The organism is Nocardia sp. NPDC003693 (assembly GCF_053981095.1).
Genome location: NZ_JBSFNO010000010.1, coordinates 181,572 through 203,226 on the forward strand (window position 1 = coordinate 181,572; position 21,655 = coordinate 203,226).

Consider the following 21,655-nt stretch of genomic DNA (forward strand, 5'->3'; position numbering starts at 1 on the left):
TCCCACGCCGGCCCAGGGAACCAGAACTCCGGACCCGCGACATCCTTGGAGTCCCGCACCCGACCCGCTCCGCACGGACAGAGGATCCCGGGCGCAGGGACGCTAACTATGGGCGGGTTCGGCGGTCAGGGGCCGCGGGGACGGGTCGACTTCCACGGGAGTGCGATAGGTGTAGTCGTCGCGGTCGAAGCGGACCGCTTTGCGGTAGGTCTTCAGGAGGGACCAGGGGCGGATGTAGGGGGATTTGCCTTGGGAGTTGACGAAATAGCTGTTCGAGCCCTCGCAGCGAGTTTGCAGGTAGTAGGACAGATTTCGGCCGCTGCGCTGCATGTCGGCGTGGAAACGGTCCTGGGCCTCGGGGCGCACCTCCACTATCGACGCGCCGCGGCGGCGGGTCTCGTCGATCACCGTCGCTATGTGGCGCATCGCGTTCTCCACGAAATAGTGGAAGGCGGTGCCGGTCCAGGAATAGGGGCCGATCATGATGAAGCGGTTCGGGAGTCCGGCCACCGAGGTGCTGTAGTACGCCTTCAGCTCCTCGGTGTTGTAGAAGACGCCCAGATCGAAACCGTCACGGCCGATCACGGTTCCGGGGCGGTAGCTCTCCGGATCGGAGAACACCTCGTAGCCGGTGGACACCACCAGGGCGTCTATCTCCCGCTCGACTCCGTCGGCGTCGCGGATTCCTGTCGGGGTGATCTCGGCGATGCCGGCGGTGACCAGTTCCACGTTATCCCGGTTGAGGGTGGGCAGATAGTCCCCGCCTGCGCCGCCGCGAATGCACACGATCCCGAAGTCGGGGCGCAGTTGTTTGCGAATCTCCCTGTCCCGCACCTTGTATCGCACCCAGGCCCGGTAGGCGTTGCGCCCGGCGAAGTCGATGACGCGCGTACCGCCCCGCCAGACCGGCGCGGGCGTGTAGATCGCGATCCGCAGCGCGGCGTCGATCACCGTTTGCGCGAGGCCATTGGCCGCGGCCGACCCGCCGGGCAACGCGAGCAGCTTCTGCATCCACGGCCGCAGTTCGAAGTCGGGCTTGGGGAGATACACCTGCGGCGTGCGCTGATAGATGTCGAGCCGCTCGGCCCGATCGGCGAGCTTGGGCGCGATCTGCATGGTGCTGGCGCCGACCCCGATGATGCCGACACGCTTGCCGGTGAAGTCGTAGTCGTGATTCCAGTGCGCGGGATGCATGGACACACCCGCGAACGTCTTCAGACCCGGGATGTTCGGCTCGGTCTTGGGGTTGATGTACGCGCCGACGGCACTGATCACGAACCGGGCGGTGATCACCTCCCCGGTATCGACGTGCAGCCGCCACAGCCCGCGGTCCTCGTCCCACACCTCACGAACGATGGTGGTGTCGAACCGCATTCGGCGCGGCAGGTCGTGGTCGGCCGCGACATCGCGCAGATACTCCAGGATCTGGTCCCGTTTGGCGAAGAGCCGATCCCAGTCGGGCTTGCGGGCGAAGGAGAACTGATAGGTGGTGCTCGGGATATCGCAGCCGGCGTCGGGGTAGCTGTGGCTGAACCAGGTGCCGCCCAGACCGGCGACCCGATCCACGATCAGGAAATCCTCGATCCCGATCTCCCGCAGCTTCACCCCGGCGCAGATGCCGCCGATCCCCGCGCCGATGACCACGACCTCGTGCCGCGGCTGTTCGAGCGGGCCGGCGTACGCGGCCCGGAATCCGTTGGTACGACTCACTTCACGCCCTCCTCGGCGGTCCGGCCGCGCGGCGCGGGCGCGGCGACGCCGTTGGTGTGCACCGACCGCAGCGACGGCCGGGCCTCGCCCGCGATCCGATGCACGCGCCGGACGAACAGGGGCCCGATACCCCCGATCCGATAGGCCAGGCGCCAGACCGGCGGGAACCAGGTGGTGAACCGCAGCGGCAGGCGCGGGGTGACGGCGACCTTCCACACAACCCCGGTGCGGCCGTTTCCGAGATCGCGGAAGACCTTGTCCTCGCCGTACTGGCGCACCAGCAGGTACTGCATCCAATTGCCGCTCACCACACCGAAGGTGATGCGCTGATTCGGCTCGTACCGCCAGAACTTCTCGCGCTCGACCCACAGCGCGCGCACGGGCCCGAAGACCGAACCCATCTCGCGCACGACGCCGACGCCCCGGGCGGGCGAATCGTAGATCACCCCGACGCCCGGAAACGGCAGCCACTTCCACGCGTGGTCGTCGTCGATGGCGGTCCACACCGCGTGTACCGGGGCGTCGAACTCCTTCTCCACGGTGAACACCAGCGCCGCGGTGTCGAAGAGGGTGTCGTCGACGGCCGGCACCGAAGAAGGGTGCTGTGTGTGCAGGAACGACGTGATACTCATTGCTCATCCAATCTGTGCGGGCGCTTCGGCCGAGCGCCGCGACGGTCCCTGAGGCCGATCCCTCGGGCCGGGTGATGTCAGGGTTCGATCAGGGCGTGCACGGGCTCGGCACGCGGGTCCGAACGCACCGGCCGTACCGTCGAATACCGGTAGTGGTCGAGCGGGAAATGCCGGTTGCTCCAATACATTCCGGCCTGGGTGGTGGCGCGGAAGGCGGGCCCGTCGCCCTGGTAGTTGATGTAGTACGTGCGAGACTCGGCACAGCCCTGCTTGAACAGATAGGTGTTCCTGTTGCGGGCGTACATGCGCTCGAAGTACGCCTCGTGCGGCTCGCGCCGGATCTCCACGCGGGTCGCGCGGCGGCGCAGGGCCTCCCCGATCGCGCGGGCGCTGTGCGCGGCGGTGGCCTCGATGAGGGGGATGACCGAGCCGGGGGCGTACCCGTAGGGCCCGAAGATGTGGAACATGTTGGGGAACGCGGGAACCGACACGCCCTCGTACGCCTGGTACTTGTTCCGATCCCAGAAATCGCCCAATTCGATTCCACCGCAACCGTAGACGGGATAGGGCGGCGTCGCGCCCTTGTCCATCACCTGGAAGCCGGTGGCGGTGACCACCATGTCGAACTCCCGCGACGTCCCGTCGTCGGTGACGATTCCACCCGCGGTGAACTTCGCGATCGGGTCGGTGACCAGGTCAACGTGCGGCAGGGTGTAGGTGCGGAAGTAGGTGTTGGAGATCGACGGCCGTTTGCAACCGAGCCGGTAGCTCGGGGTCAGCGCCCGGCGCAGCTCCGGATCGCGAATCTGGGTGCGCAGATAGGCTTTCAGCGCCCGCTCGCCCGCGCCGAGTACCGCCGAGGTCGCGCGCGGATAGTCCGAGAGTGCGAAGCCGACACCCAGGAACGCGTTCACCGCGACATTGCCGATGAGCCGCACCGCCTGCTGCGCGGGCGGGAAATCCAGTGCCCGATTGCTCAGCGCGCCCATGGGGAAGTCGGGTTTGGGCGCCACCCAGATGGCGGTGCGCTGGAAGACCGTCAGGTGCTCGACCTGTTCGGCCAACCGTGGAATCACCTGCAGCGCGGTGGCGCCGGTGCCGATCACCGCGACGCGCTTGCCGGTGAAGTCGTAGGAGTGATCCCAGCGCGCGGTGTGCATGAGGCGCCCGGCGTAGTCCTCGATACCCGCAATCGCCGGTGGCTTGGGCTGTTCCAGCGCCCCGACGGCGCTCACCAGGAACCGCGCGGTGATCTCGTCACCGTCCGTGGTGCGCACCCGCCACATATCCGCGGCCTCGTCGAATCGCGCCTCGGTCGCACCGCACCCCAGCCGGAGCTTGCCGCGCAATCCCTGCCGATCGACGACCTCCTCCGCGTAGCGCTGAATCTCGTTGCCCGGCGGGAAGAATCGCGACCAGCTCGACCGCTGCTGGAAGGAGAAGTTGTAGATCGGCGCGGGGACGTCGACCGCGACGCCGGGATAGGTGTTGGCGTTCCAGGTGCCGCCGACCCGGTCCCATTTGTCGATGATCAGAAAGTTCTCGACGCCCACGCGGCGCAGGGCCGTTCCGGTGCCGATGCCGCCGAAACCCGCGCCGATGACGAGGACTTCGAAGACCGGTGTGTTGCTGGAGCTCATAGGGTGGTTTTCCTCTTCGACGGGCCGATCAGGCGGCCGTGGTTCGATCGGCGAATCCGAGTGCGCGACCCTCGATCACGCGGCGGATGAAGGACCCGATCTCGGTGACCGCCGCCCGGGCGTCCGGCAGCACGTCCGCGCCGGCCTGAAAGACGTGGATGGCGTTGTTCCAGATCTGGAGGGTGTGCGGAACCCCGGCCTCGGCGCAGCGCTCGGCGAGCGCCTCCGAGTCCGGCAACAGCACTTCGATGTCGCTCACCTGGATCAGCGCCGGGGGCATTCCGGTGAAATCGTGATTGACCGGCGACCACGCCGGATCCAGCACACCGTCCCGGGCGAAACCGATCAGCGCCGGGATCGACAGCGCCCGGGCCGAGAGCATCGAATCGGTGCGATCGTTGGGATGGGCGAACCGGGTCGCGGGATCGAGATCGGCGAAGGGCGCGATCGCCATGAGACCGGCGGGCAGTGCCATCCCCCTGGCGCGAGCGGCCAGCGCGGCCATGAAGACCAGTCCCCCGCCCGCCGAATCACCGGCGAACACGATGCGTTCGGCGGTCCGGCCGCCCTCGAGCAGATACCGGTACGCGGTCAGGGCGTCCTCGACCGTGTCGGTGATGTGCCCGACGGGCAGCTGCCGGTAGTCCACGTTCAGCACCGGCAGCCCCGCGGCCCGGCCGATGCGCGCGGCGTGGCGGCGATGGCTGTGCAGACCGCCGGCCACGAAACCGCCGCCGTGGAAGTACAGGATCGCGCCGCGCTCGCTCTCGCCGGGCCCGGGATCGTCGCGGTGCCAGAGCCATTCGGCCCGGAAGTCGGCGAAGCGCACCATCTCCCGGCGGGTGCCGCGCGCCGGGCGCAGCGAGGCGGCCAGCACGTCGACCCGGTTGGCGATGCGGAACGCGCGCTCACCACGCAGCAGCGGGCTCTCCCCCGCCACGCAGACCACGTGCAGCCCGGGTCGCAGGATGCGGCGCAGCACCGCGTTCGCCACGCGCAGCCGCCTACTGGCCCGGCTGGAGAACTCGATGTTGACCTGACCCGGAATCGCCGGGTGGTCGAACGCTGTTGTGCCGCCAATCATGGTCGCGGTCATGCCGGCACCGTCGCTTCCGCACGGCTGCCGTAGGCGTAGTCGTCGAGCGGGAATCGGCGATTGCCCCGGCGCGCCTCGAAGAATCCGGACGGGCGCACATAGGTGGTGTCGCCCTGCGAGTTCCGGTAGTAGGTCGGGACGTGGCCGTTCAGGTCGGCCAGGTAGTAGCGCAGCGGCTCACCCCGTTCGTACACCCGCCGGTGATAGGCATCGGCGGCCTCCCTGCGGATCTCGCACCAGCCGGCGCCGCGCCTGCGTGTCTCGCCGATGGCCCGCACGGCGTGATCGGCGGTCATCTCCACGAAGGCGTGCCAGCCCGATCCGGTCCAGGAGTACGGTCCGACCAGGGTCCAGCGGTTGGGCAGACCGGGCACCGACACGCTCTGGTACGCCTGCAATCCCTCCTCGTGGTAGAACTTTGCGAGGTCGAATCCGTTGCGTCCCACTACCGTTCCGGTCCGATAGGTTTCGGGATCGGAGAACACCTCGTACCCCGTCGCGAGCACGATCGCATCGAATCGGCGCAGGGTCGCGTCGCCGGTGCGAACGCCGGTGGGGGTGATCTTCTCGATCGGCGCGGTCACCAGTTCGACGTTGTCGCGGTTGTAGGCGCGCAGATACCCGTTGGACATGGTCGGGCGCTTGGCCACCGGCCCGAAATTCGGCGTCAGGCTCGCGCGGGTCGCCGGGTCGTCGACCACATAGGTCAGGTAGCGCCGATACAGCGACCGGCAGACAGCGTCGAAGCGATCCAGCACCGGATGCGTAACGGCCGGCGGCGCCCCCACGGCCAGCCGCAGGGCGAGGTCGATGACCACCAGCGCGCTGCCGTGCAGGAAGGGCTGTACCCCCGGCACCGACAGCACCCGCCGCACCGCGGGCGGCACCGGGAAATCGGGTTTGGGCAGCGACCAGACCGGCGTGCGCTGGAACACGGTCAGGTGCTCCACCCGCGGCGCGATGGCCGGAATGATCTGCACCGCACTGGCTCCGGTGCCGATGATCCCGACGCGTTTGCCGGTGAGGTCGTAGTCGTCGTCCCAGCTGCTCGGCCGCAGCACCTTGCCCTTGAACGTGCGCGCGCCGGGAATGCCGACGTCGACCTTGGGCCGTACGAAGGCGCCGACCGCGCTGATGACGAAGCGGGCCGTCACCACCGACCCGTCCGCCAGGTGCAGCGTCCAGTGCCCGGCGTCCTCGTCCCACTCCTCGCGCTCGACCTCCGCGCCGAACCGCACGCGCTCGTGGACGCCGAACCGGTGCGCGACCTCCACGTGGTACTTCTTGACCTCGGCGCCGAGTGGAAAGACCCGGGTCCAGTCGGCCTTGCGCGCGAACGAGTACTGGTAGGCCAGCGCCGGAATATCGACGCCCAGACCGGGATAGTGATTCTCGTGCCAGCTGCCGCCGACCTCGTCCGCGCGCTCGAGCACGACGAAGTCGTCGATTCCGGCCCGCCGCAGTTTCACCGCGGCCGCGATCCCACCCGGACCGGCGCCGATGACGGCGACCTCGAATTCCGGTTTCGCGATGGTGTTCATTGTTGTCTCACTTCGTGATCAGGTTCAGCAGCGGCTGAACGCGCGGCAGGAGCCGGTCGGCGAGATCGAAGGAACCCACGCTGCCCACGGCCCGGACCAGCCCCGGGGACAGGCGGAACATCCCGTAGCCGAACCAGGCCTCGGGATTGACCGGGACGATCGCGAGATCGCGGCGTATGGATCGCTCGACGGCGCGGGCGACCTTGTCCGGGGTGGCGTAGGCCAGCGATTGGACCTTGCCCAGGCTCGCGCGCCACGCCTCCTGGTCACCGGCCTCGAGACCGGCGCGGGTGCCGTGGGCGAGCAGATCGGTGCGGATCGCGCCGGGGCAGATCGCGGTGACGCCGATTCCCTTGGGACGCAGCTCGACTCGCAGCGCCTGACTGGCCATGAGCACGGCCGCCTTGGCCGCGGCGTAGGCGGGTATGTAGCGGGCGGGGAAGAAGGCCGCACCCGACGACAGGTTGACGATGTGTCCCCGGATACCGGCGTCGATCATCTGCCGGGCGAAGACCCGCGAGCCGTAGATGACGCTCATCAGGTCGATGTCGATCGTGCGTTGCCATTGCGCCGCACTGGTTTCCACGAATCCGCCGGTGTCCAGGATCCCGGCGTTGTTGATCAGCACGTGGGCGGGGCCGAACTCGCCGTGGACCCACTCCGCAATCTTGTCCCATTGCGCCTCGACGGCCACGTCCAGCCGGAACGCGTGCGCCCGGCCACCCTCGGCCGCGATCTCGTCGGCCACCGCTAGCGCGGCCTGCTCGTCGATATCCGCGATCACCACGCGATATCCGGTGCGTGCGAGCAGGCGCGCGGTCTCGCGGCCGATACCCGCGCCGCCGCCGGTCACGATCGCCGTCCTCATCGCAGACCTCCCAGCACCCGACTCGACAGGTTGACCGCGGTCTCCGCCAACGGCATTCGCGCCAGCCCGCTGACCCCGCGCAGCACACCGGGCGCGAGCCGGGACAGATACCACCCCGCCCAGGCTTCGACGCCGACCGGCACGGTGGCCAGGTTCCAGCGGATCGCACGGTCGATCGCGGCGGCGACCCGTTCGGGCGAGCGGCCGAAGACCTGTTGTCCCCGAGCGAGTTTGGCGGCCCAGTCGGCCTCGCTGACGGCATCGGCGCCCGCGCGGGTGCCATTGGCCGACAGGTCCGTCCGGATCAGGCCCGGGCAGATCGCGCTGACCCGGATGCCCCGGCCCGCGTATTCCGCGCGCAGGGCCTGGGTACCCATCCAGGCCCCCGCTTTGGCGGTCACGTAGGACGGCGCGAGCGCCGTGGGCAGGAACGCGCCCACCGAGCAGATGTTCACGATCGCGCCGCGCTTGCCCACATCGACCATGCGCTGCACGAACACTCGCGACCCGAACAGCGGGCCCATCATGTTGATGGTGATCATGCGCCGCCAGTCGTCGCCGGATTGTTCGAGGAAGCCGCCGGAGATCAGGATCCCGGCGTTGTTGACCACCACGTCGGGAACACCGTGGTCGCGAACGACGCGGTCCGCGAACTCCTCCCACGCGGCGGCGTCGGCCACGTCCAGGCGCCGGAACTCCGCACGGCCGCCGGTCGTCCGGGCCCGGGCCACCGTGGCGTTGCCGCCGGTCTCGTCGATGTCGGCGACGATCACGGTCGCCCCGTTGCGTGCGAAGCGCAGCGCGCTCGCCCGGCCGATTCCGGCGGCCGCGCCGGTCACTACGACCACCGTCATGTCCGGTACCCCCGTCGCACGATCACGGTCAGATTCGAATGCGTCATGAATCGACTCCTTTGTCGTCACCGCCGCCACGAAGAATGTGCGATCGACATGCACTCAATTAGCGGACGGCCGTGTCATCAAACTAAACCGTCCCAGACAGTTACGCAAGGGGCTGACCGCCGCGAGCGGCCGATCACGGCGGGTCGGCGGGCGCATACGATGTGCTCGATGACCGAATCAGCCAAGCGCGGCCGCGGACCCGGCCGCCCGCGCGACGAACAGAACACCGAGCGGCGCCGGCGCGAACTCGTCGCGGCGGCGTATCACGTGTTCACCACCAAGGGGTACGCCGCGGCCTCGGCCGCGGACATCGCCGCCGAGGTGGGCGTCGGCTACGGCACCTTCTACCGCTACTTCGACAGCAAGCGGGCGATTCTCGACCACGTGGTGGACTACGGCATCGATCGGCTGCTCACCGAGATCGCCGGGGACGTCTTCGAACCCGCCCTGCTCGAGCGGGAACTCACCCTCGAGGAGCTCATCGCGACCTGGTCCGGCGCGGTCGAGCGCATGTGCCACATCGCCGAATCGGATCCGAACCTCATGCACGCCATGCTGTTCGACCTACCCGGCATCGACGAGGCGCTCAACACCCGAATCCTCGGCCTCGGCGGCATTCTCGCCGCGACGATCGGCCGATTCCTCATGCGCGCTGTCGATTCCGGCGTGCTGCGCGACGACGTGAACACCGAGGACGTCGGCTGGATACTGCTGGCGCTGACCATTCCGCCGGTCGTGCGCGCGCTCCAGGGCGGCGATGCGGCCGAACGCCGCCGGTACATCGACACCGCCGTGGCGGTACTCGGGCCGGGCCTGGGCCGCGTGCCGACGACCCCGTAGCCGGCATCGGCGACCGCCGGTCTCGCGGCGATCGCCGCGGCCACGAATCCTCCGGCTACATCTACGCGTTTTCGCAGCGCTCGACTTGTCGGCCGCACTGAAACCGTTGTGTCGCAACGCGTCCCGGTGCTCGGTCACCGGCGCGGGCAACAAGCTGCTCTGCCACCGTGGAACCGCCGAGCATGCGCAGCCCCGCCGCCGGGCAACACCCGCTCGGCCGTCGTGGAACCGCCGGCCTTGCGCGGCGACGCCCCGGGCTACATCTGCTCGGCCGCCGACCACGTGGTGACGCCGGGCGCGCGCCGACTACCGATGGGCGCGCGTCCGGACGGGGTGCTTCGTTTCGAAACCCGCTGTGTCAGGCCAGTTTCGCGGTCAACAGGGGTGCGAGGGTGCGCAGGATCGGGAGGGGATCGCCGCCGAGGGGCTGGACCGCGACCTGGTCGGCGCCCGCGCGCACGTGAGCCAGGAGCTGGTCGGCCACCTCGTCGGGGGCGCCGTGCGCCACCAGCGCGTCGATCAGGCGGTCGGAGCCGGGCTGATCGGTGTCGGCGGCGTCGAAACCGTAGCGGTGCAGGTTGTTCACGTAGTTGCTGAGACCGAGGTAGAAGCCGACGGTGGCGCGGGCGGTGGCCCGGGCGCTCGTGGGATCCGCGTCCAGGACCGCCTTGTGCTCGGTGACGATCAGGGCGTCGGGGCCGAGTTGCGCGCGCAGGGCGGCGGTGTGCTCGGGCACGGTCAGGTACGGCAGCGCGCCCGCGGTGCGATCGGCGGCGAGGCGGGCCACGCGCGGGCCCAGGGCCGCCAGGGCACGGCGGTCACGCGGTACGCCGTGCTCGTCGAGCTGGTTCAGGTAGTCCACGAGGGCGTCGTAGGGCTTGACGTAGTCGGCGGCGTGCTCGGGATGGCCGATGCCGACGCCGAGCAGGAAACGGCCGGGATACGCGTCCGCGAGGCGGTGATAGGTCGCCGCGATGTCCTTGGCCGGGGTGGCCCACACATTGACGATGCTGGTGGCGACGGTGAGGGTCTCGGTCGCCGCCAGCAGCGCGTCGTATCCCTCCCAGTCCGCGGCGGGCGAGGCGCCCACCCATATCGCCCCGTAACCGAGGGCCTCGAGTTCGCGCGCGAGCTCCGGAGTCGCCTGCGGGTACGCCAGCCAGACGCCGATCTTTCCCAGTTGTTGGTTCGCCATTCGCCGGGTAACAGCGGTCGCCCGGCACGCATTCCCGACACGTACGCGGCACACCGATCGCCATTGCGGTCACGGTGATCGCAAGGGTTCAACCGGGCCGGTCACCGCGTGATACTGCGAAGCGGTCCACAAGATCCCCGGGAGAACCATGACACTTGCGATCGGCTGGAAAACAGCCGACCGGCAGGCCGCCGCCACGGGCGCGCCTGCGGCTCGGCGCACGAGTCAGTTCTGGCGCAGCCCCTGGCTGCTGCGCTCGCTGACACCGCTGGCACTGCTGCTCGCCTGGCAGGCGGGTTCGAAGACGGGCGTGCTGTCCGAGGACATCCTGCCCGCGCCCTCGGTCATTCTCGATGCCGGACTCGAGGTGTGGCGCGGCGGCGAATTCGGCGACGCGGTCACGGTTTCCGGTCAGCGCGTCCTGCTCGGCTTCGCACTCGGCGCCACGGTCGCGGTGCTGCTGGCGGTGCTGGCCGCGTCGAGCCGAATCGGCGAGTACGTCGTCGATCCGCCCATGCAGATGCTGCGGACGGTGCCGCTGTTCGGGCTCATCCCGGTCTTCATCATCTGGTTCGGAATCGACGAGCAGCCCAAGATCTTCCTGATCGCCCTGGGCGTGGCGTTCCCGCTGTATCTCAACACCTACGCGGGCATCCGCCAGCTCGACCCGAAACTCGCGGAGCTGTCCCAGGTTCTGGGTCTGACCGCATGGGAACGACTGCGGGACATCGTGTTCCCGGGCGCACTGCCCAGTGTGCTCGTCGGCCTGCGGCAGAGTCTGGGCATCGCCTGGCTGTCGCTGATCGTGGCCGAGCAGATCAACGCCAGCGCCGGACTCGGGTTCATCGTCAACAACGCCCGCGAGTTCCTGCGGATCGACATCGTCATCTTCGGTCTGCTGGTCTACGGCACGCTCGGGCTGCTCACCGACGCGCTGGTGCGGGCCATCGAGCACCGCGCACTGCGCTGGAGCAGGCGATGAGCGCCCCCGCGACCGGGCGACTGGCCCGGATCCACGGCGTCGGAAAGAGTTTCGGCGATCGAGCGGTGCTGCACGGGGTCGATCTGAGCCTGCGCCAGGGCGAGATCGTGGCCCTGGTCGGGCGCAGCGGCTCGGGCAAGTCCACGCTGCTGCGGGTGCTCGCCGGACTGGCCGGGGACCACGAGGGCAGCGTCGAGATCGACGGCCGCGTGGCGGTGGCGTTCCAGGAGGCCCGGCTGGTGCCCTGGCTCTCGGTGGAGCGCAATGTCGCACTGGGACTGCCCGATCGGCGCAAGCGCGCCAGGGGACAGGACCGGGCGCGGGCCGTGCTCGACGAGGTCGGGCTAGCCGATCGCGGTGCGGCCTGGCCGATCACGCTCTCCGGTGGTGAAGCCCAGCGGGCCGCGCTGGCCCGCGCGCTCGTCGCCGAACCGGCGCTGCTGCTGCTCGACGAACCCTTCGGCGCGCTGGACGCGCTGACCAAGATCGCCATGCACGATCTGCTGCTGCGGCTCTTCGCCGAACACGGATTCGGCGTGCTGCTGGTGACCCACGATGTCGCCGAGGCTGTCACCCTCGCCGACCGGGTGCTGGTCCTGGACGAGGGCCGCATCGCCCACGAGATCGACATCCCCCTGGAACGTCCGCGTCGTCACGCGGGGCCCGAAGGCGCCGTGTACGCGGCCCGCCTGCTCGAACTGCTCGGTGTCGAGCAGTAGTTCGTTTCTCTATCCCCTGGAGATCCCTGTGAAGAAGTTGTTCCGTTCGGCTGCCCTCGTAGTGGCCGCCACCCTGTCGCTCGCGGTCACCGCCTGCGGCAGCGACGAGGCGCCGCAGTCCGGCGACAAACCGGTCGATCTGAGCGCCGTCACCCTGAAAGTCGGTGACCAGAAGGCGATTTCGATCGAGGTGCTGCTCAAGGCCTCCGGGCAGCTGGACAACCTGCCCTACAAGATCGAATTCTCGACCTTCACCGCCGGTCTGCCGCTGGTGGAGGCGGCCAGCGCGGGCGGCATCGACCTCGCCCAGACCGGCAACACCCCGCCCATCTTCGGCGCCGCCGCCAAGGCCGACGTCAAGGTGATCGGCGCGCTCGCGGCCACCGGCAAGGGCGATGCCATTCTCGTGGGCAAGGATTCGCCGATCACCTCGGTCGCGGACCTGAAGGGCAAGCGCGTCGCGGTGTTCAAGGGCAGCTCGGCCAACGCCCTGCTGCTGCTCTCGCTGGAGAAGGCGGGACTGAGCCTGCAGGACATCGAGCCGGTGTACCTCGCGCCCGGTGACGGCTACACCGCGTTCAAGCGCGGCGACGTGGCGGCCTGGGCCATCTGGGACCCGTACACCGCCATCGCCGAGCAGGAGGCCGGCGCGAAGCAGATCGTCGCGGCGGACACCGTCGGCAACGGCAACAACTTCTGGGTCAGCGGCGACAAGGCGCTCGCCGACGCCGGCAAGGTCAAGGCCATCGAGGACTTCCTGAAGCGCTACGCCGCCGCCACCACGTGGTCGCAGAACAACGTCGCCGAGTGGAGCGCCAAGTACGCCGAGCTGACCCAGATCAGCCCCGCCGCGGCCCAGGTCACCTGGACCCGCTCGATCAAGCAGCCCATCACCCTCACCGACGCGGTGATCGCCTCCGAGCAGCAGATCGCCGATGCGTTCACCGAGGCCAAAGCCATTCCCGGCAAGGTCGATTTCGCCAAGTTCGTCGATCGGAGGTTCCAGCAGTGAGCGCACTGTCCTTCCACTGGTTCCTGCCCACCTACGGTGACTCGCGCGGTCTGGTCGCGGGCGGGCACGGCACCTTCATGTCCGGCAGCCGGCCCGCGAGCCTGCGCTACCTGAACCAGCTCTCGGCCGCGGCCGAGGACAACGGCTTCGAGGCCGTACTGACCCCGACCGGCGCCTGGTGCGAGGACGCGTGGCTGACCACCGCCATGCTGGTGGAGACCACCGAGACGCTCAAGTTCCTGGTCGCGCTGCGGCCCGGACTCGTCAGCCCGACCCTCACCGCGCAGATGGCCGCCACCTACCAGAGGCATTCGCGCGGAAGGCTACTGCTCAATGTGGTGACCGGCGGCGAGCCCCGCGAACAGCAGGCGTACGGCGACTTCCTCGACAAGGACCAGCGGTACGCGCGCACCGGCGAATTCCTGGACGTGGTGCGCTCGCTGTGGACCAGCACCGAGCCGATCGACTTCGAGGGCGAGCACATCCGGGTCCGCCAGGCCCTGCTCAGCAGCCGCCCCGACCCGATCCCGCCGGTGTTCTTCGGCGGCTCCTCCCCCGCCGCCGGGCCGATCGCGGCCCGGTACGCGGACACCTACCTCACCTGGGGCGAACCCCTGGACGCGGTGGGCAAGAAGATCGACTGGATTCGCACGCTGGCTGCGCTCGAGGGCCGCACGCTCGACTACGGCCTGCGCATCCACGTCATCAGCCGTGACACCGCCGCCGAGGCCTGGGCCGAGGCGGACAAACTGCTGGCGGGCATCGCGCCCGGCGAGATCGAACGCGTGCAGGCCTCGCTCGCGCAGAGCGAATCCGAGGGGCAGCGCCGCATGGCCGCGCTGCACAACGGCCGCACCGACGGCCTCGAGATCGCCCCGAACCTGTGGGCGGGAGTCGGGCTGGTCCGCGGCGGCGCGGGCACGGCACTGGTCGGCTCGCACGAGGAAGTGGCCGACCGGCTCACCGAATACGCCGAACTCGGCATCGGTCACTTCGTGCTCTCGGGCTATCCGCACCTGGAGGAGGCGTACTGGTTCGGCGAGGGCGTGCTGCCGATCCTGGAACGCCGGGGGCTGTGGTCCCATCCCCATCGGGGCCCGGTCGTGGCCGCGGGGACCCCTTTCGCCGCCACGAGCTGAGCCGATCACGGACCCGGCACCGCCCGGCGAACAACCGGGCGGTGCCGGGCGTTTCGGCGTACGCCGTCATCGCACCCGCTGTCACCACGCGGGCGCACCGGTCGGCACGGCCGAATGCCCGAAGTTGGCCCGATCGCCTCCGAGGTGGAGCGCCGACGCCCGAACCGAGTGCCGAGCGGTTGCCGAAAGACCTTCTTATGCAGGCAAAAGCGTCGAAATCACGGCCAAAGATCTTGCGGCGCGGCCGTATCGAGCACGCCCGGCGGTCGCCGGGGCAGCCGGTCACGCGCGCTTCACCCGGTGTTCGGCGGGGACAACGGCAGCCGTCACGGGGGTAACCGGCGGGATCCGGTAACCACATCTTGATCTTAATGGGCGCAAATCCCGGGTTCGATGTGTTCGAATACCGTTGTGCTCACCACTGTTTCATCCGGCCAACAGCCGGCAACCCGTTCGCCCACCGCGTTCCGGCCCGCCGGCCGATGTCCGGGAACGGGTCGTTACGCCTTCGAAAACCCAGTTATTTTCTCGAGGTGAACGCACGTGAGGGACAATGGAATTCTCGGGCGAATGATGCGGGAAGTGCTCTCCAGCGACTCAGGGCGTTGCTGTGAGTGCACCGTCGGGGCCGGATCGAACGCCGGAGCAGATCCGCCGATTCCTGGAGCCGTCATATCGTCCGACGTTCTCGTACCTCTCTTTCCAAGCCTCTCCCCTCCTCGGTTGCCGGCCATCTCGCTCTGTCTCGCGAAGCCACGAGCGCCGCATCAGGTGATGGTCAGATCCGATAGCTGACGTGCCAGCCCCACCAGCGGTGCACGCCGGTGCGATTCGAGCCCTCGAGCCGACCAGGAAATTCGCTCGAGGACAGTGAGGAACCACCATGAAGTCACACATCCAGATGAAGGAAATTCTGGCGGCTGTCGAGTGTCTGCCGCACGAGAGAGTTTTCCCGAGCCCCCATATGGACCAGGTCCACGCCCAGGTCCTGCGCTGGGCCCGCAGGCACGGCATCGACGCGGGCGGGCACTTCGAAAAGACCTGCTGCTGGAGTTGCGCCGCCTACGCGCTGCCGGACGCGCCCGCGGCGGTGGTCGAGATCGCCGCCAAGCTGATCGGCTGGATGTTCGTCTTCGACGACGAGTACGGCGAGGGCGCGGATCCGACCGCGGCCATCGAGATCTTCGACGCCTGCGAGCGGATCCTGCGCGGCGGGCAGGCGCCGGACGACAATCCATACCTATTGGCGCTCAGTGATTTACGCGAGCAATGCGCGCTGCTGGCCAGCGACGCCTGGCTGGACCGCTTCGCGACCAGCATGACCCTGTTCTTCCACGGCTGCCTGTTCGAGATGCCCTATCGGCAGATGGCCCTCATGCCGTCGCCCGAAGCGTACTGGTATCTGCGCACACTCAGCATCGGGCTGTTCCCGCCCTTCGATCTGCTCGATCTGGCCTGGGGCGAGATCGAGGACACCCATCTGCGCCGCTTCCGCGAGGTCCGCCAGACCAGCGCCATGCTGTGCGCGATCGTCAACGACCTGTACTCGGTGGTCAAGGAAGACGATTCGCTCAACGCGGTCACGGTGCTGCGCGCGGAGACGAATCTGACCGGCGCCCTCGCCGACATCGTCGCGCTGTACACGAAGTTGCTCGAGCGCCAGCGCGAGCAGATCGCCACGCTGGCCGCCCTGCCCGAACTGAGCGCGGGCGAGCGCCGGATCGCGCGCAGCCTGCGCGGCTGGGTGCACGGCAACTACGCGTGGACGAAACTGTGCGCCCGATACAAGCTTCCGGCCACCGCCTGAGGCCCGTCGCCGGCGCTGCCCGCTCGCCCGCGTGCTTCGGCTCCGCGCGGCCACCTCAGCGGACGCGGGCGCGATTCTCGCTCAGGCGAACCTCCATCGTCACCGCGACGGCGGGCACCGCCAGGGCCTGACACAGCCGGGCCACCGCCTCGTCCTGCACGCGCGCGCGTAGCTCGGTGATGTCGGCATCGGTGTCGGCGGTGAGAATCAGGTGCAGTTCGGGCGCGCGGGTGGGTCCGGTGAGCCAGGCGGCGGCGGACTCGACCCCGGCCAGCGTTTCGATGTCGGCGGCCACGGCCGCGGCGGCGACGGCCGAGGACAGCGTCGTGGCGTTCGGGGAATCGGCCTCGGTCAGTTGCCATTCCACGGCGGTCGGCATGCGGAACAACTGCGCGCCGAGCCAGCGCAGGCACAGCAGCCCGAGCACCGCGGCGGCCGCGATCGTCGCGTAGAAGACCCACTGCGCCGGTGCGGCGTCGCCCGGTGTGAGCGGGTCCGATCGACGCGCCCAGCCCAGCCAGCCGCGCTGCGCGGCGATCAGATAGGCCCCGCCGGCCACGAGGAGCACGCCGATACCGGCGAGCAGAACGCGGTTGAGGCGAGCCGGGCGGTTGACGGCGGTCATCGGGAACCTCCGGATGTCGCGGGGCGCAGACGGGTGCGCACCTCGGGCGCGGTCACGGCCCCGAGGCGCTCGAAGGTGGCGGTGACCGCACTGTCCACGGTGTCCGGCACGCCGTCCACGTTCGCCCGATCGGAGACGCCGGTGACGCGAACGGTATTGCCGCGCAGGTCGACTCGCGCGGATGCCACTCCGGGCAGACCGGTGACCGAGCGACGCAGCGCGGCACGCAGGCTGCGCCGGTCGATCCCCGCGTCACCACCGGGCTCCAGCGTCCGCAGCGGCAGCACCATCGCCCGGCCGGGCGTCGCGGCGGCCGCGAGCAACGCCACTCCGGCCAGTACGAGGACGATGCCGGCGGCCAGCACCACCGGATCGCCCCAGTCGGTGCCGTGCAGCCTGCTCGCCACGCTGTCGTAGGACAGGTACTGCCTCGACCCCGAAAGCCGCTGTGCGAGTGAGACGATCACCGCCACACACAGTGCCGCCAGCGCCAGCGCCACCAGCACGGCCGCGCCCGAACGGCGCGAGCGGCGGATCACAGCACCCGCCGATGCGGCACGGCCGCCACGGGGGCGGAGGCTTCGACCACCAGGGCGGAAATGGCGATGTCCACCCCGGTGACCCGCAGTCCGGCCAGCTCGGCCACCCGTTCCACCAGGTGCGCGCGGCACGATTCGGCGACCCGGGCCACCGGCAGCGGATAGCGCACCGGCAGCCGCACCCGCAGCACGGCGGTGTCGGCGGTGACCAGCGCGTCCACGCTCACCGCGGCGGCCACCCCCTCGACTTCGGTGGCGGCGCGCTCGGCGATGCGGCGGACCGCGCGGTCACTGACTGTGGTCGATCCCGGCAGCTCGAGCGCCACCGTCATCGCCGGCTCCGGTCCTGTACCGACCGCAGCGCACCGGCGACGTCGATCGCGCCGTCGAGCCAGCGGCCCACCAGCAGGCCGAGGCCCGCGAACACCAGCACGATGGCGAAGGCGCCGAAACCGCCGAAAGCCATGGCGAATCCCAGTGCCAGTCCCACGGCCAGACAGGTCGTTGTGGCGTTCATCTGCTACTCCTGACGGGGAACGGATGATTACTGAACGCGATTGGAGCTCGACTCGGCGGCGTCGTCATCGTCCTCGGGGATGTAGACGTCGTTGATGTTGATGTTGACCTCGACGACCTCGAGTCCGGTCATCTGCTCGATGGCGTTGATGACGTTGCGGCGCACGACCTTCGCGAGTTCGGTGATCGACACGCCGTACTCGATCACGAGTTCCAGATCGACGGCGGCCTGCTTCTCGCCCACCTCGACCGAAACACCCTGTCCCACACTGGCGGACGCACCCGGAATCCGATCCCGGATCGCCCCGAACGCACGCGCGGCGCCACCGCCGAGCGCGTGCACGCCGCGCACCTCGCGGGCGGCCAGACCGGCGATCTTCTGCACCACGATGTCGGCGATGCTGGTGGTGCCCTGGTCGGTCACCAGCTCGGTGGAGCCGCCGGCGGCCTTGCGCACGGCGCCCTCGTGCTCGGCGGGCGCGGTCTTGGCGGTCGACTTCTCGGTGGCGGTTCCGGTCATGTGTTCCTCCTGATCTCGTTGGTGTCGCTGAAAGCGGCCGGGTCGAGCTCGACTATCCGCAGGCGCACGGTCGCACCCGCGAAATCGGTGCCCTTCAGCAGCGGGCGGACCGCGCCGGAGAGTGCGTCGAGCAGCGGCGGCAGCGGCAAACGGCTTGCCGCCAACCGGATCTCGACCACGTCCCGGTTCAGGTCCACGGCATAGGTCTTGCCGCCGCCGCGGGGGAGCCAGCTGACGGCCTCGAGTCCGAACGGTGTCGCCGGACGTAAACCCTGCACCTCCTCTATCGCGCCGACTATCGCGTCGATCAGCTCCGCGCTCGCGGTCACACGCCCCCCGGTTCGATATCGATGATCACGACCGACACCTGATCGATCCGGACGCCGGTGTGTTCGAGCACCGCGGCGGTGACCGCGCGCTGAATCGCCGCGCCGACCTCCGCCGCCCGGCAATCGCCGCCGAGTGAGACATCCACCCGCAGCGCGCGGCCACCCGCGGCCGTCTTCTCCACGCGGACACCGTCGCTCGCGAGCGAATCCTGTCCGCGCAGCAGCTGTTTCCCCGAACGCGCCCAGCCCGCGACCATGCCGCGCAGGCCCGGCTCCAGGCGGACGACGCCGGGCACCGCGGCGGCGGCACGGGCCGCGACACCGGCGATGACCGGGTCCGAGACGACGATCTCGTGTTCCGAACTCAGGGCCGTCACCGATCCCTCTCCTGGTACACGTCCACGACGGACACATCGAGCCGCCCGAGCAGCAGTCCGGCGCGGGCCGCGACGGCCGTGGCGACGCGCTGACGCACCTGCGGCACGATGCCCTCCAGGCTGTCGCCGCGCATCCGCACCGCGATGGCGATGGCGATCTCGACGATGTTCTCCCCGTCGGGGGCGGTGCCGACGCTGCGAATCCGGCAGCGCCGCGCCCGCACCCCGGGCACGGTGTCGGCCGCGAAACGCACGACCGCGGCGACCGCCTGCTCGCTCACCTGAACGGTGCCCGGGTGCTCGGTCGGCAGGTCGAGGGTCTGGCCGCGCCGCACCTCGGCGCGCACGACGGACATGATGCGGCCGAACAGGTCCGGGGGCGGCGGGTCTGGTTCGGCGATGAGTTCCTGGGTGGCGGTGCGCAGCGCGAGCAGGCTCTCGCGCGCGGCCCGGCAGTCCGTGCAGCGCGACTCGTGCGCGTCGGCGTTGCCGAGCCGGACGGCGTCGAGGCGTCGCCACACCTGTTCCATGCCGCGGCCGCAGGGCAGTCGATAGTCCTCGTCCGCGTCGGGCACGTTCGTTATCGCCACGCCTTCATCACCTCCGCCAATTGGGCGCGGGCCCGGGCGATCCGCCCGCGCACCGCGGTGACATTCGCGCCGACGATCTCACCGATCTCCTCGTAGGAGCGGCCGTGCACCTCGCGCAGCAGCCAGCACGCCCGCTGCTCGGGGGTGAGCTCCTGCAATGCCACGGTCAAGGCCTCCATCTGGCTGTTCACCTGCGCCGCGTGCTCCGGGCGCAACCCGCGCTGCGGGGACACGGTGGTGTCGGGGTCGATATCTGTGGTCGGCTGCCGCTTGCGGAGCACGTTCAGGCAGCGGTTGGTGGTGGCGCGGTACAGCCACCCCACGAAGGCGGCGTCGTCCTCGAGCTGGCCCAGCCGCCGCCAGGCCGTGAGGAAGACGTCCTGGACCACGTCCTCGGCCTCGGCCTGATCGGCGAGCATCTTGGCCGCGAGCCGGTACATAGCCCCTTGATAGCGGACGACCAGCTGCTCGTAGCTTCGGATGTCACCGTCGCGGACGCGGCCGACCAGGGTCGCATCGTCGAGTTCCGCCTCGGCTCCGGCATCGGTAGTGCTCACACCGCCTCCTAACCGTTCGTCGAATAGACCCGGGCGAGCACGATCTCTCACGCAGCATTATCCGTGACCGTTGTCTCATAAGTTGCTGAGTGACATACCGCCCTGTCCGCTGTCCTAGTGAATGTGCCCCGTCCCGGGCACAGCCAATCGACAACGGAGGTTCCGATGTCTCTGCGCGACAAGATCGATAACAAGGCCGAGGAGCTGGGCGGCAAGGCCAAGGAAGCCGCCGGCAAGATCACCGACGACCAGGACCTGGAGGCCGAGGGCAAGGGCGATCAGCTCTCCGCCGGGCTGAAGGACGCGGCCGAGGACGTCAAGGACGCCGTCAGCGGCGCGGTCGGCAAGGTGAAGAAGGCGCTCGGCAACGACTGACCGGCATCAGCCCGTGACCGGATCGGGAGGCGCGGGACGCGTCTCCCGGCCGGTGTCGCCGCTCAGCAGTGCGAGGACAGATGCCGGGCCGGGGCCGTGCCGAGGAAGCGCACGGTATCCGTGCGATCCCAGAGTTCCATGCCCGCGGTCGCGGACTGACAATCGCGAACGCAGCGCAGCACCGCGTTGCGCACCTGGGGGGTGAGGCGCAATTCGTCCATCTCCGGCCGGATCGCCGCCGCGGCGGCGAGGTTGTCCCGGACCCGATCGGCGATCATGGCGCGGACCTGAGCCACGGCGTCGGGCAGGTCGAGGCCGCGATGGCGGCGCAGGACCGTGACGAGATTGATGGGGTCCTCGGTCTCGGTCTCGACCGCCAGCGAGTGCAGGTCGTTGATCCAGCACATCAGATCGGCGGTGGTGGCGATGATCTCCTGGTAGGCCGGGCCGAAGTACAGGGCGTCGGGGACGACGGCGCGTTCGGCGATCTCGGCGAGGTCGACCGTCGGCAGGACGGTGCAGGCGTCGCGGCGCAGGCGGGGGTATTCGGCCGGACCGGGGACGGTCGAGCTGGCGCGGAAGACGTTCTCGCGCGCGTGCCCCATCAGCCAGATTTCCAGGTTCAGCGCGAATCGGCGTGCGGCGGAAGGGTTCTGGCGCGGGTAGGTGCGCTCGCACAGGTTCTCCAGCGCGGCGATGACCGGGGTGGCCGGCTCGGCGGGCCGGGCGCGGCGATGGATGACGTCCAGGGCGCGATAGCGCAGGCCGTCGTACTCGTCCGCGCGCTGTTCCGCGATCGCCGCGTCCTGGAGATCGTCGAAGACGAAGAAGAGCGTTATCCATTCGGCCAGCAGGGCCAGATCCGCGAAGCTCGCGCCGGAGCACCAGTACGAGGCGAAGCGGCCGTAGCCGAGCGATTCGAAGCGGCGCCGCGATCGTTCGTCGGCGAGCAACCCGAAACGGGTGGCCCAGTGCTGAGCGTGCCGTTGCGCGCGGGCGCCGGAGAGGTGTGGTCGCGGCGGGAAGGGGAGCGTGATCTCCAACTGCCGCAGGTCGCATTCGTTCATATCCAAGACCGATCCGCTCTCGGAGAGGGTCCTCCCCCGTCGGATAGCCGGACCCTCGTTGTACGACCGTGCAGCTG

25 protein-coding genes are annotated in these 21,655 nt (G+C 69.4%); 7 read left to right on the top strand and 18 right to left on the bottom strand.

The genetic code is table 11. The features are described from left to right. Positions 1-102: 102 nt before the first annotated feature. The 7 genes from ACWDOP_RS14340 to ACWDOP_RS14370 form a co-directional block, all read right to left on the bottom strand. Positions 103-1,710: a flavin-containing monooxygenase gene (locus ACWDOP_RS14340; protein WP_456345429.1), complete on the bottom strand. Its 1,608-nt coding sequence runs from the start codon at positions 1,708-1,710 to the stop codon at positions 103-105. Continuing rightward, the gene (locus tag ACWDOP_RS14345) at positions 1,707-2,342 is read right to left on the bottom strand and encodes an SRPBCC family protein (RefSeq protein WP_456345430.1); all 636 of its coding nucleotides are present in this window, start codon (positions 2,340-2,342) and stop codon (positions 1,707-1,709) included. Before ACWDOP_RS14345 ends, ACWDOP_RS14340 begins: the two co-directional genes overlap by 4 nt. A 77-nt stretch (positions 2,343-2,419) precedes the next feature. Further along, on the bottom strand, positions 2,420-3,982 hold the full coding sequence (locus tag ACWDOP_RS14350) for a flavin-containing monooxygenase (RefSeq protein ID WP_456345431.1): 1,563 nt from the start codon (positions 3,980-3,982) through the stop codon (positions 2,420-2,422). Between the two features lie 28 nt (positions 3,983-4,010). Further along, positions 4,011-5,078 (bottom strand): alpha/beta hydrolase, encoded by a 1,068-nt coding sequence (locus ACWDOP_RS14355; protein WP_456345432.1) that lies wholly within the window; start codon positions 5,076-5,078, stop codon positions 4,011-4,013. Beyond that, entirely contained in the window at positions 5,075-6,619 is a 1,545-nt protein-coding gene (locus ACWDOP_RS14360) for a flavin-containing monooxygenase (protein ID WP_456345433.1), read from the bottom strand. The genes ACWDOP_RS14355 and ACWDOP_RS14360 overlap by 4 nt, the downstream gene beginning before the upstream one ends. A 7-nt stretch (positions 6,620-6,626) precedes the next feature. Next, positions 6,627-7,487, bottom strand: a complete 861-nt coding sequence (locus tag ACWDOP_RS14365; protein ID WP_456345434.1) for an SDR family NAD(P)-dependent oxidoreductase — start codon at positions 7,485-7,487, stop codon at positions 6,627-6,629. Next, positions 7,484-8,341 (bottom strand): SDR family NAD(P)-dependent oxidoreductase, encoded by an 858-nt coding sequence (locus ACWDOP_RS14370; protein ID WP_456345435.1) that lies wholly within the window; start codon positions 8,339-8,341, stop codon positions 7,484-7,486. The genes ACWDOP_RS14365 and ACWDOP_RS14370 overlap by 4 nt, the downstream gene beginning before the upstream one ends. Before the next feature lie 216 nt (positions 8,342-8,557). Here ACWDOP_RS14370 and ACWDOP_RS14375 point away from each other — a divergent pair, with 216 nt between their 5' ends. After that, positions 8,558-9,229, top strand: a complete 672-nt coding sequence (locus ACWDOP_RS14375; RefSeq protein ID WP_456345436.1) for a TetR/AcrR family transcriptional regulator — start codon at positions 8,558-8,560, stop codon at positions 9,227-9,229. 358 nt (positions 9,230-9,587) lie between these two features. Here ACWDOP_RS14375 and ACWDOP_RS14380 read toward each other — a convergent pair whose 3' ends face one another. Next, positions 9,588-10,424 carry an LLM class F420-dependent oxidoreductase gene (locus ACWDOP_RS14380; protein ID WP_456345437.1) on the bottom strand — a complete coding sequence of 279 codons (837 nt, stop codon included), beginning with the start codon at positions 10,422-10,424 and terminating at the stop codon, positions 9,588-9,590. A gap of 148 nt (positions 10,425-10,572) precedes the next feature. On the opposite strand from ACWDOP_RS14380, the gene ACWDOP_RS14385 reads away from it, so the two are divergent. From ACWDOP_RS14385 to ACWDOP_RS14405, 5 genes are all read left to right on the top strand, one after another. Then, positions 10,573-11,406, top strand: a complete 834-nt coding sequence (locus ACWDOP_RS14385) for an ABC transporter permease (protein WP_454200197.1) — start codon at positions 10,573-10,575, stop codon at positions 11,404-11,406. Further along, on the top strand, positions 11,403-12,125 hold the full coding sequence (locus ACWDOP_RS14390) for an ABC transporter ATP-binding protein (protein ID WP_456345438.1): 723 nt from the start codon (positions 11,403-11,405) through the stop codon (positions 12,123-12,125). Before ACWDOP_RS14385 ends, ACWDOP_RS14390 begins: the two co-directional genes overlap by 4 nt. Before the next feature lie 28 nt (positions 12,126-12,153). Continuing rightward, the gene (locus tag ACWDOP_RS14395) at positions 12,154-13,137 is read left to right on the top strand and encodes an ABC transporter substrate-binding protein (protein WP_456345439.1); all 984 of its coding nucleotides are present in this window, start codon (positions 12,154-12,156) and stop codon (positions 13,135-13,137) included. Continuing rightward, a complete protein-coding gene (locus tag ACWDOP_RS14400; protein WP_454200194.1) occupies positions 13,134-14,276 on the top strand; it encodes an LLM class flavin-dependent oxidoreductase in 1,143 nt (380 codons plus the stop codon). The genes ACWDOP_RS14395 and ACWDOP_RS14400 overlap by 4 nt, the downstream gene beginning before the upstream one ends. Positions 14,277-15,159: 883 nt before the next feature. Beyond that, positions 15,160-16,083: a terpene synthase family protein gene (locus ACWDOP_RS14405; RefSeq protein WP_456345440.1), complete on the top strand. Its 924-nt coding sequence runs from the start codon at positions 15,160-15,162 to the stop codon at positions 16,081-16,083. A 55-nt stretch (positions 16,084-16,138) separates the two neighbouring features. Here ACWDOP_RS14405 and ACWDOP_RS14410 read toward each other — a convergent pair whose 3' ends face one another. From ACWDOP_RS14410 to ACWDOP_RS14450, 9 genes are read right to left on the bottom strand one after another with little or no spacing between them, the layout of a single operon-like run. Next, entirely contained in the window at positions 16,139-16,708 is a 570-nt protein-coding gene (locus ACWDOP_RS14410) for an alkaline shock response membrane anchor protein AmaP (protein ID WP_454200192.1), read from the bottom strand. Next, on the bottom strand, positions 16,705-17,247 hold the full coding sequence (locus tag ACWDOP_RS14415; protein WP_456345441.1) for a DUF6286 domain-containing protein: 543 nt from the start codon (positions 17,245-17,247) through the stop codon (positions 16,705-16,707). Before ACWDOP_RS14415 ends, ACWDOP_RS14410 begins: the two co-directional genes overlap by 4 nt. Beyond that, positions 17,244-17,579, bottom strand: coding sequence for an Asp23/Gls24 family envelope stress response protein (locus ACWDOP_RS14420; protein ID WP_456345442.1), 336 nt, complete (start codon positions 17,577-17,579; stop codon positions 17,244-17,246). The genes ACWDOP_RS14415 and ACWDOP_RS14420 overlap by 4 nt, the downstream gene beginning before the upstream one ends. After that, positions 17,576-17,764: a hypothetical protein gene (locus ACWDOP_RS14425; RefSeq protein WP_454200189.1), complete on the bottom strand. Its 189-nt coding sequence runs from the start codon at positions 17,762-17,764 to the stop codon at positions 17,576-17,578. The genes ACWDOP_RS14420 and ACWDOP_RS14425 overlap by 4 nt, the downstream gene beginning before the upstream one ends. Positions 17,765-17,791: 27 nt before the next feature. Further along, positions 17,792-18,283, bottom strand: coding sequence for an Asp23/Gls24 family envelope stress response protein (locus ACWDOP_RS14430; protein ID WP_456345443.1), 492 nt, complete (start codon positions 18,281-18,283; stop codon positions 17,792-17,794). After that, a complete protein-coding gene (locus ACWDOP_RS14435; RefSeq protein ID WP_456345444.1) occupies positions 18,280-18,612 on the bottom strand; it encodes a hypothetical protein in 333 nt (110 codons plus the stop codon). Before ACWDOP_RS14435 ends, ACWDOP_RS14430 begins: the two co-directional genes overlap by 4 nt. Continuing rightward, positions 18,609-18,989, bottom strand: a complete 381-nt coding sequence (locus ACWDOP_RS14440) for an Asp23/Gls24 family envelope stress response protein (RefSeq protein ID WP_454200186.1) — start codon at positions 18,987-18,989, stop codon at positions 18,609-18,611. Before ACWDOP_RS14440 ends, ACWDOP_RS14435 begins: the two co-directional genes overlap by 4 nt. Then, positions 18,986-19,579: an Asp23/Gls24 family envelope stress response protein gene (locus tag ACWDOP_RS14445; protein ID WP_456345445.1), complete on the bottom strand. Its 594-nt coding sequence runs from the start codon at positions 19,577-19,579 to the stop codon at positions 18,986-18,988. Before ACWDOP_RS14445 ends, ACWDOP_RS14440 begins: the two co-directional genes overlap by 4 nt. After that, positions 19,570-20,136 carry an RNA polymerase sigma factor gene (locus ACWDOP_RS14450; protein WP_456345446.1) on the bottom strand — a complete coding sequence of 189 codons (567 nt, stop codon included), beginning with the start codon at positions 20,134-20,136 and terminating at the stop codon, positions 19,570-19,572. The genes ACWDOP_RS14445 and ACWDOP_RS14450 overlap by 10 nt, the downstream gene beginning before the upstream one ends. 165 nt (positions 20,137-20,301) lie before the next feature. On the opposite strand from ACWDOP_RS14450, the gene ACWDOP_RS14455 reads away from it, so the two are divergent. Next, positions 20,302-20,511 (top strand): CsbD family protein, encoded by a 210-nt coding sequence (locus ACWDOP_RS14455; RefSeq protein WP_454200183.1) that lies wholly within the window; start codon positions 20,302-20,304, stop codon positions 20,509-20,511. 62 nt (positions 20,512-20,573) lie between these two features. On the opposite strand, the gene ACWDOP_RS14460 is transcribed toward ACWDOP_RS14455, so the two are convergent. Next, positions 20,574-21,578, bottom strand: coding sequence for a terpene synthase family protein (locus ACWDOP_RS14460; RefSeq protein ID WP_456345456.1), 1,005 nt, complete (start codon positions 21,576-21,578; stop codon positions 20,574-20,576). Between the last annotated feature and the right edge of the window lie 77 nt (positions 21,579-21,655).

Excerpts from the sequence above, each read along its gene's own strand:
- ACWDOP_RS14420 (WP_456345442.1), bottom strand. The coding sequence starts at position 17,579 with ATGACGGTGGCGCTCGAGCTGCCGGGATCGACCACAGTCAGTGACCGC.
- ACWDOP_RS14425 (WP_454200189.1), bottom strand. The coding sequence starts at position 17,764 with ATGAACGCCACAACGACCTGTCTGGCCGTGGGACTGGCACTGGGATTC.
- ACWDOP_RS14360 (WP_456345433.1), bottom strand. The coding sequence starts at position 6,619 with ATGAACACCATCGCGAAACCGGAATTCGAGGTCGCCGTCATCGGCGCC.
- ACWDOP_RS14365 (WP_456345434.1), bottom strand. The coding sequence starts at position 7,487 with ATGAGGACGGCGATCGTGACCGGCGGCGGCGCGGGTATCGGCCGCGAG.
- ACWDOP_RS14350 (WP_456345431.1), bottom strand. The coding sequence starts at position 3,982 with ATGAGCTCCAGCAACACACCGGTCTTCGAAGTCCTCGTCATCGGCGCG.
- ACWDOP_RS14460 (WP_456345456.1), bottom strand. The coding sequence starts at position 21,578 with ATGAACGAATGCGACCTGCGGCAGTTGGAGATCACGCTCCCCTTCCCG.
- ACWDOP_RS14355 (WP_456345432.1), bottom strand. The coding sequence starts at position 5,078 with ATGACCGCGACCATGATTGGCGGCACAACAGCGTTCGACCACCCGGCG.
- ACWDOP_RS14375 (WP_456345436.1), top strand. The coding sequence starts at position 8,558 with ATGACCGAATCAGCCAAGCGCGGCCGCGGACCCGGCCGCCCGCGCGAC.
- ACWDOP_RS14380 (WP_456345437.1), bottom strand. The coding sequence starts at position 10,424 with ATGGCGAACCAACAACTGGGAAAGATCGGCGTCTGGCTGGCGTACCCG.
- ACWDOP_RS14410 (WP_454200192.1), bottom strand. The coding sequence starts at position 16,708 with ATGACCGCCGTCAACCGCCCGGCTCGCCTCAACCGCGTTCTGCTCGCC.
- ACWDOP_RS14430 (WP_456345443.1), bottom strand. The coding sequence starts at position 18,283 with ATGACCGGAACCGCCACCGAGAAGTCGACCGCCAAGACCGCGCCCGCC.
- ACWDOP_RS14405 (WP_456345440.1), top strand. The coding sequence starts at position 15,160 with ATGAAGTCACACATCCAGATGAAGGAAATTCTGGCGGCTGTCGAGTGT.
- ACWDOP_RS14390 (WP_456345438.1), top strand. The coding sequence starts at position 11,403 with ATGAGCGCCCCCGCGACCGGGCGACTGGCCCGGATCCACGGCGTCGGA.
- ACWDOP_RS14345 (WP_456345430.1), bottom strand. The coding sequence starts at position 2,342 with ATGAGTATCACGTCGTTCCTGCACACACAGCACCCTTCTTCGGTGCCG.
- ACWDOP_RS14370 (WP_456345435.1), bottom strand. The coding sequence starts at position 8,341 with ATGACGGTGGTCGTAGTGACCGGCGCGGCCGCCGGAATCGGCCGGGCG.
- ACWDOP_RS14455 (WP_454200183.1), top strand. The coding sequence starts at position 20,302 with ATGTCTCTGCGCGACAAGATCGATAACAAGGCCGAGGAGCTGGGCGGC.
- ACWDOP_RS14385 (WP_454200197.1), top strand. The coding sequence starts at position 10,573 with ATGACACTTGCGATCGGCTGGAAAACAGCCGACCGGCAGGCCGCCGCC.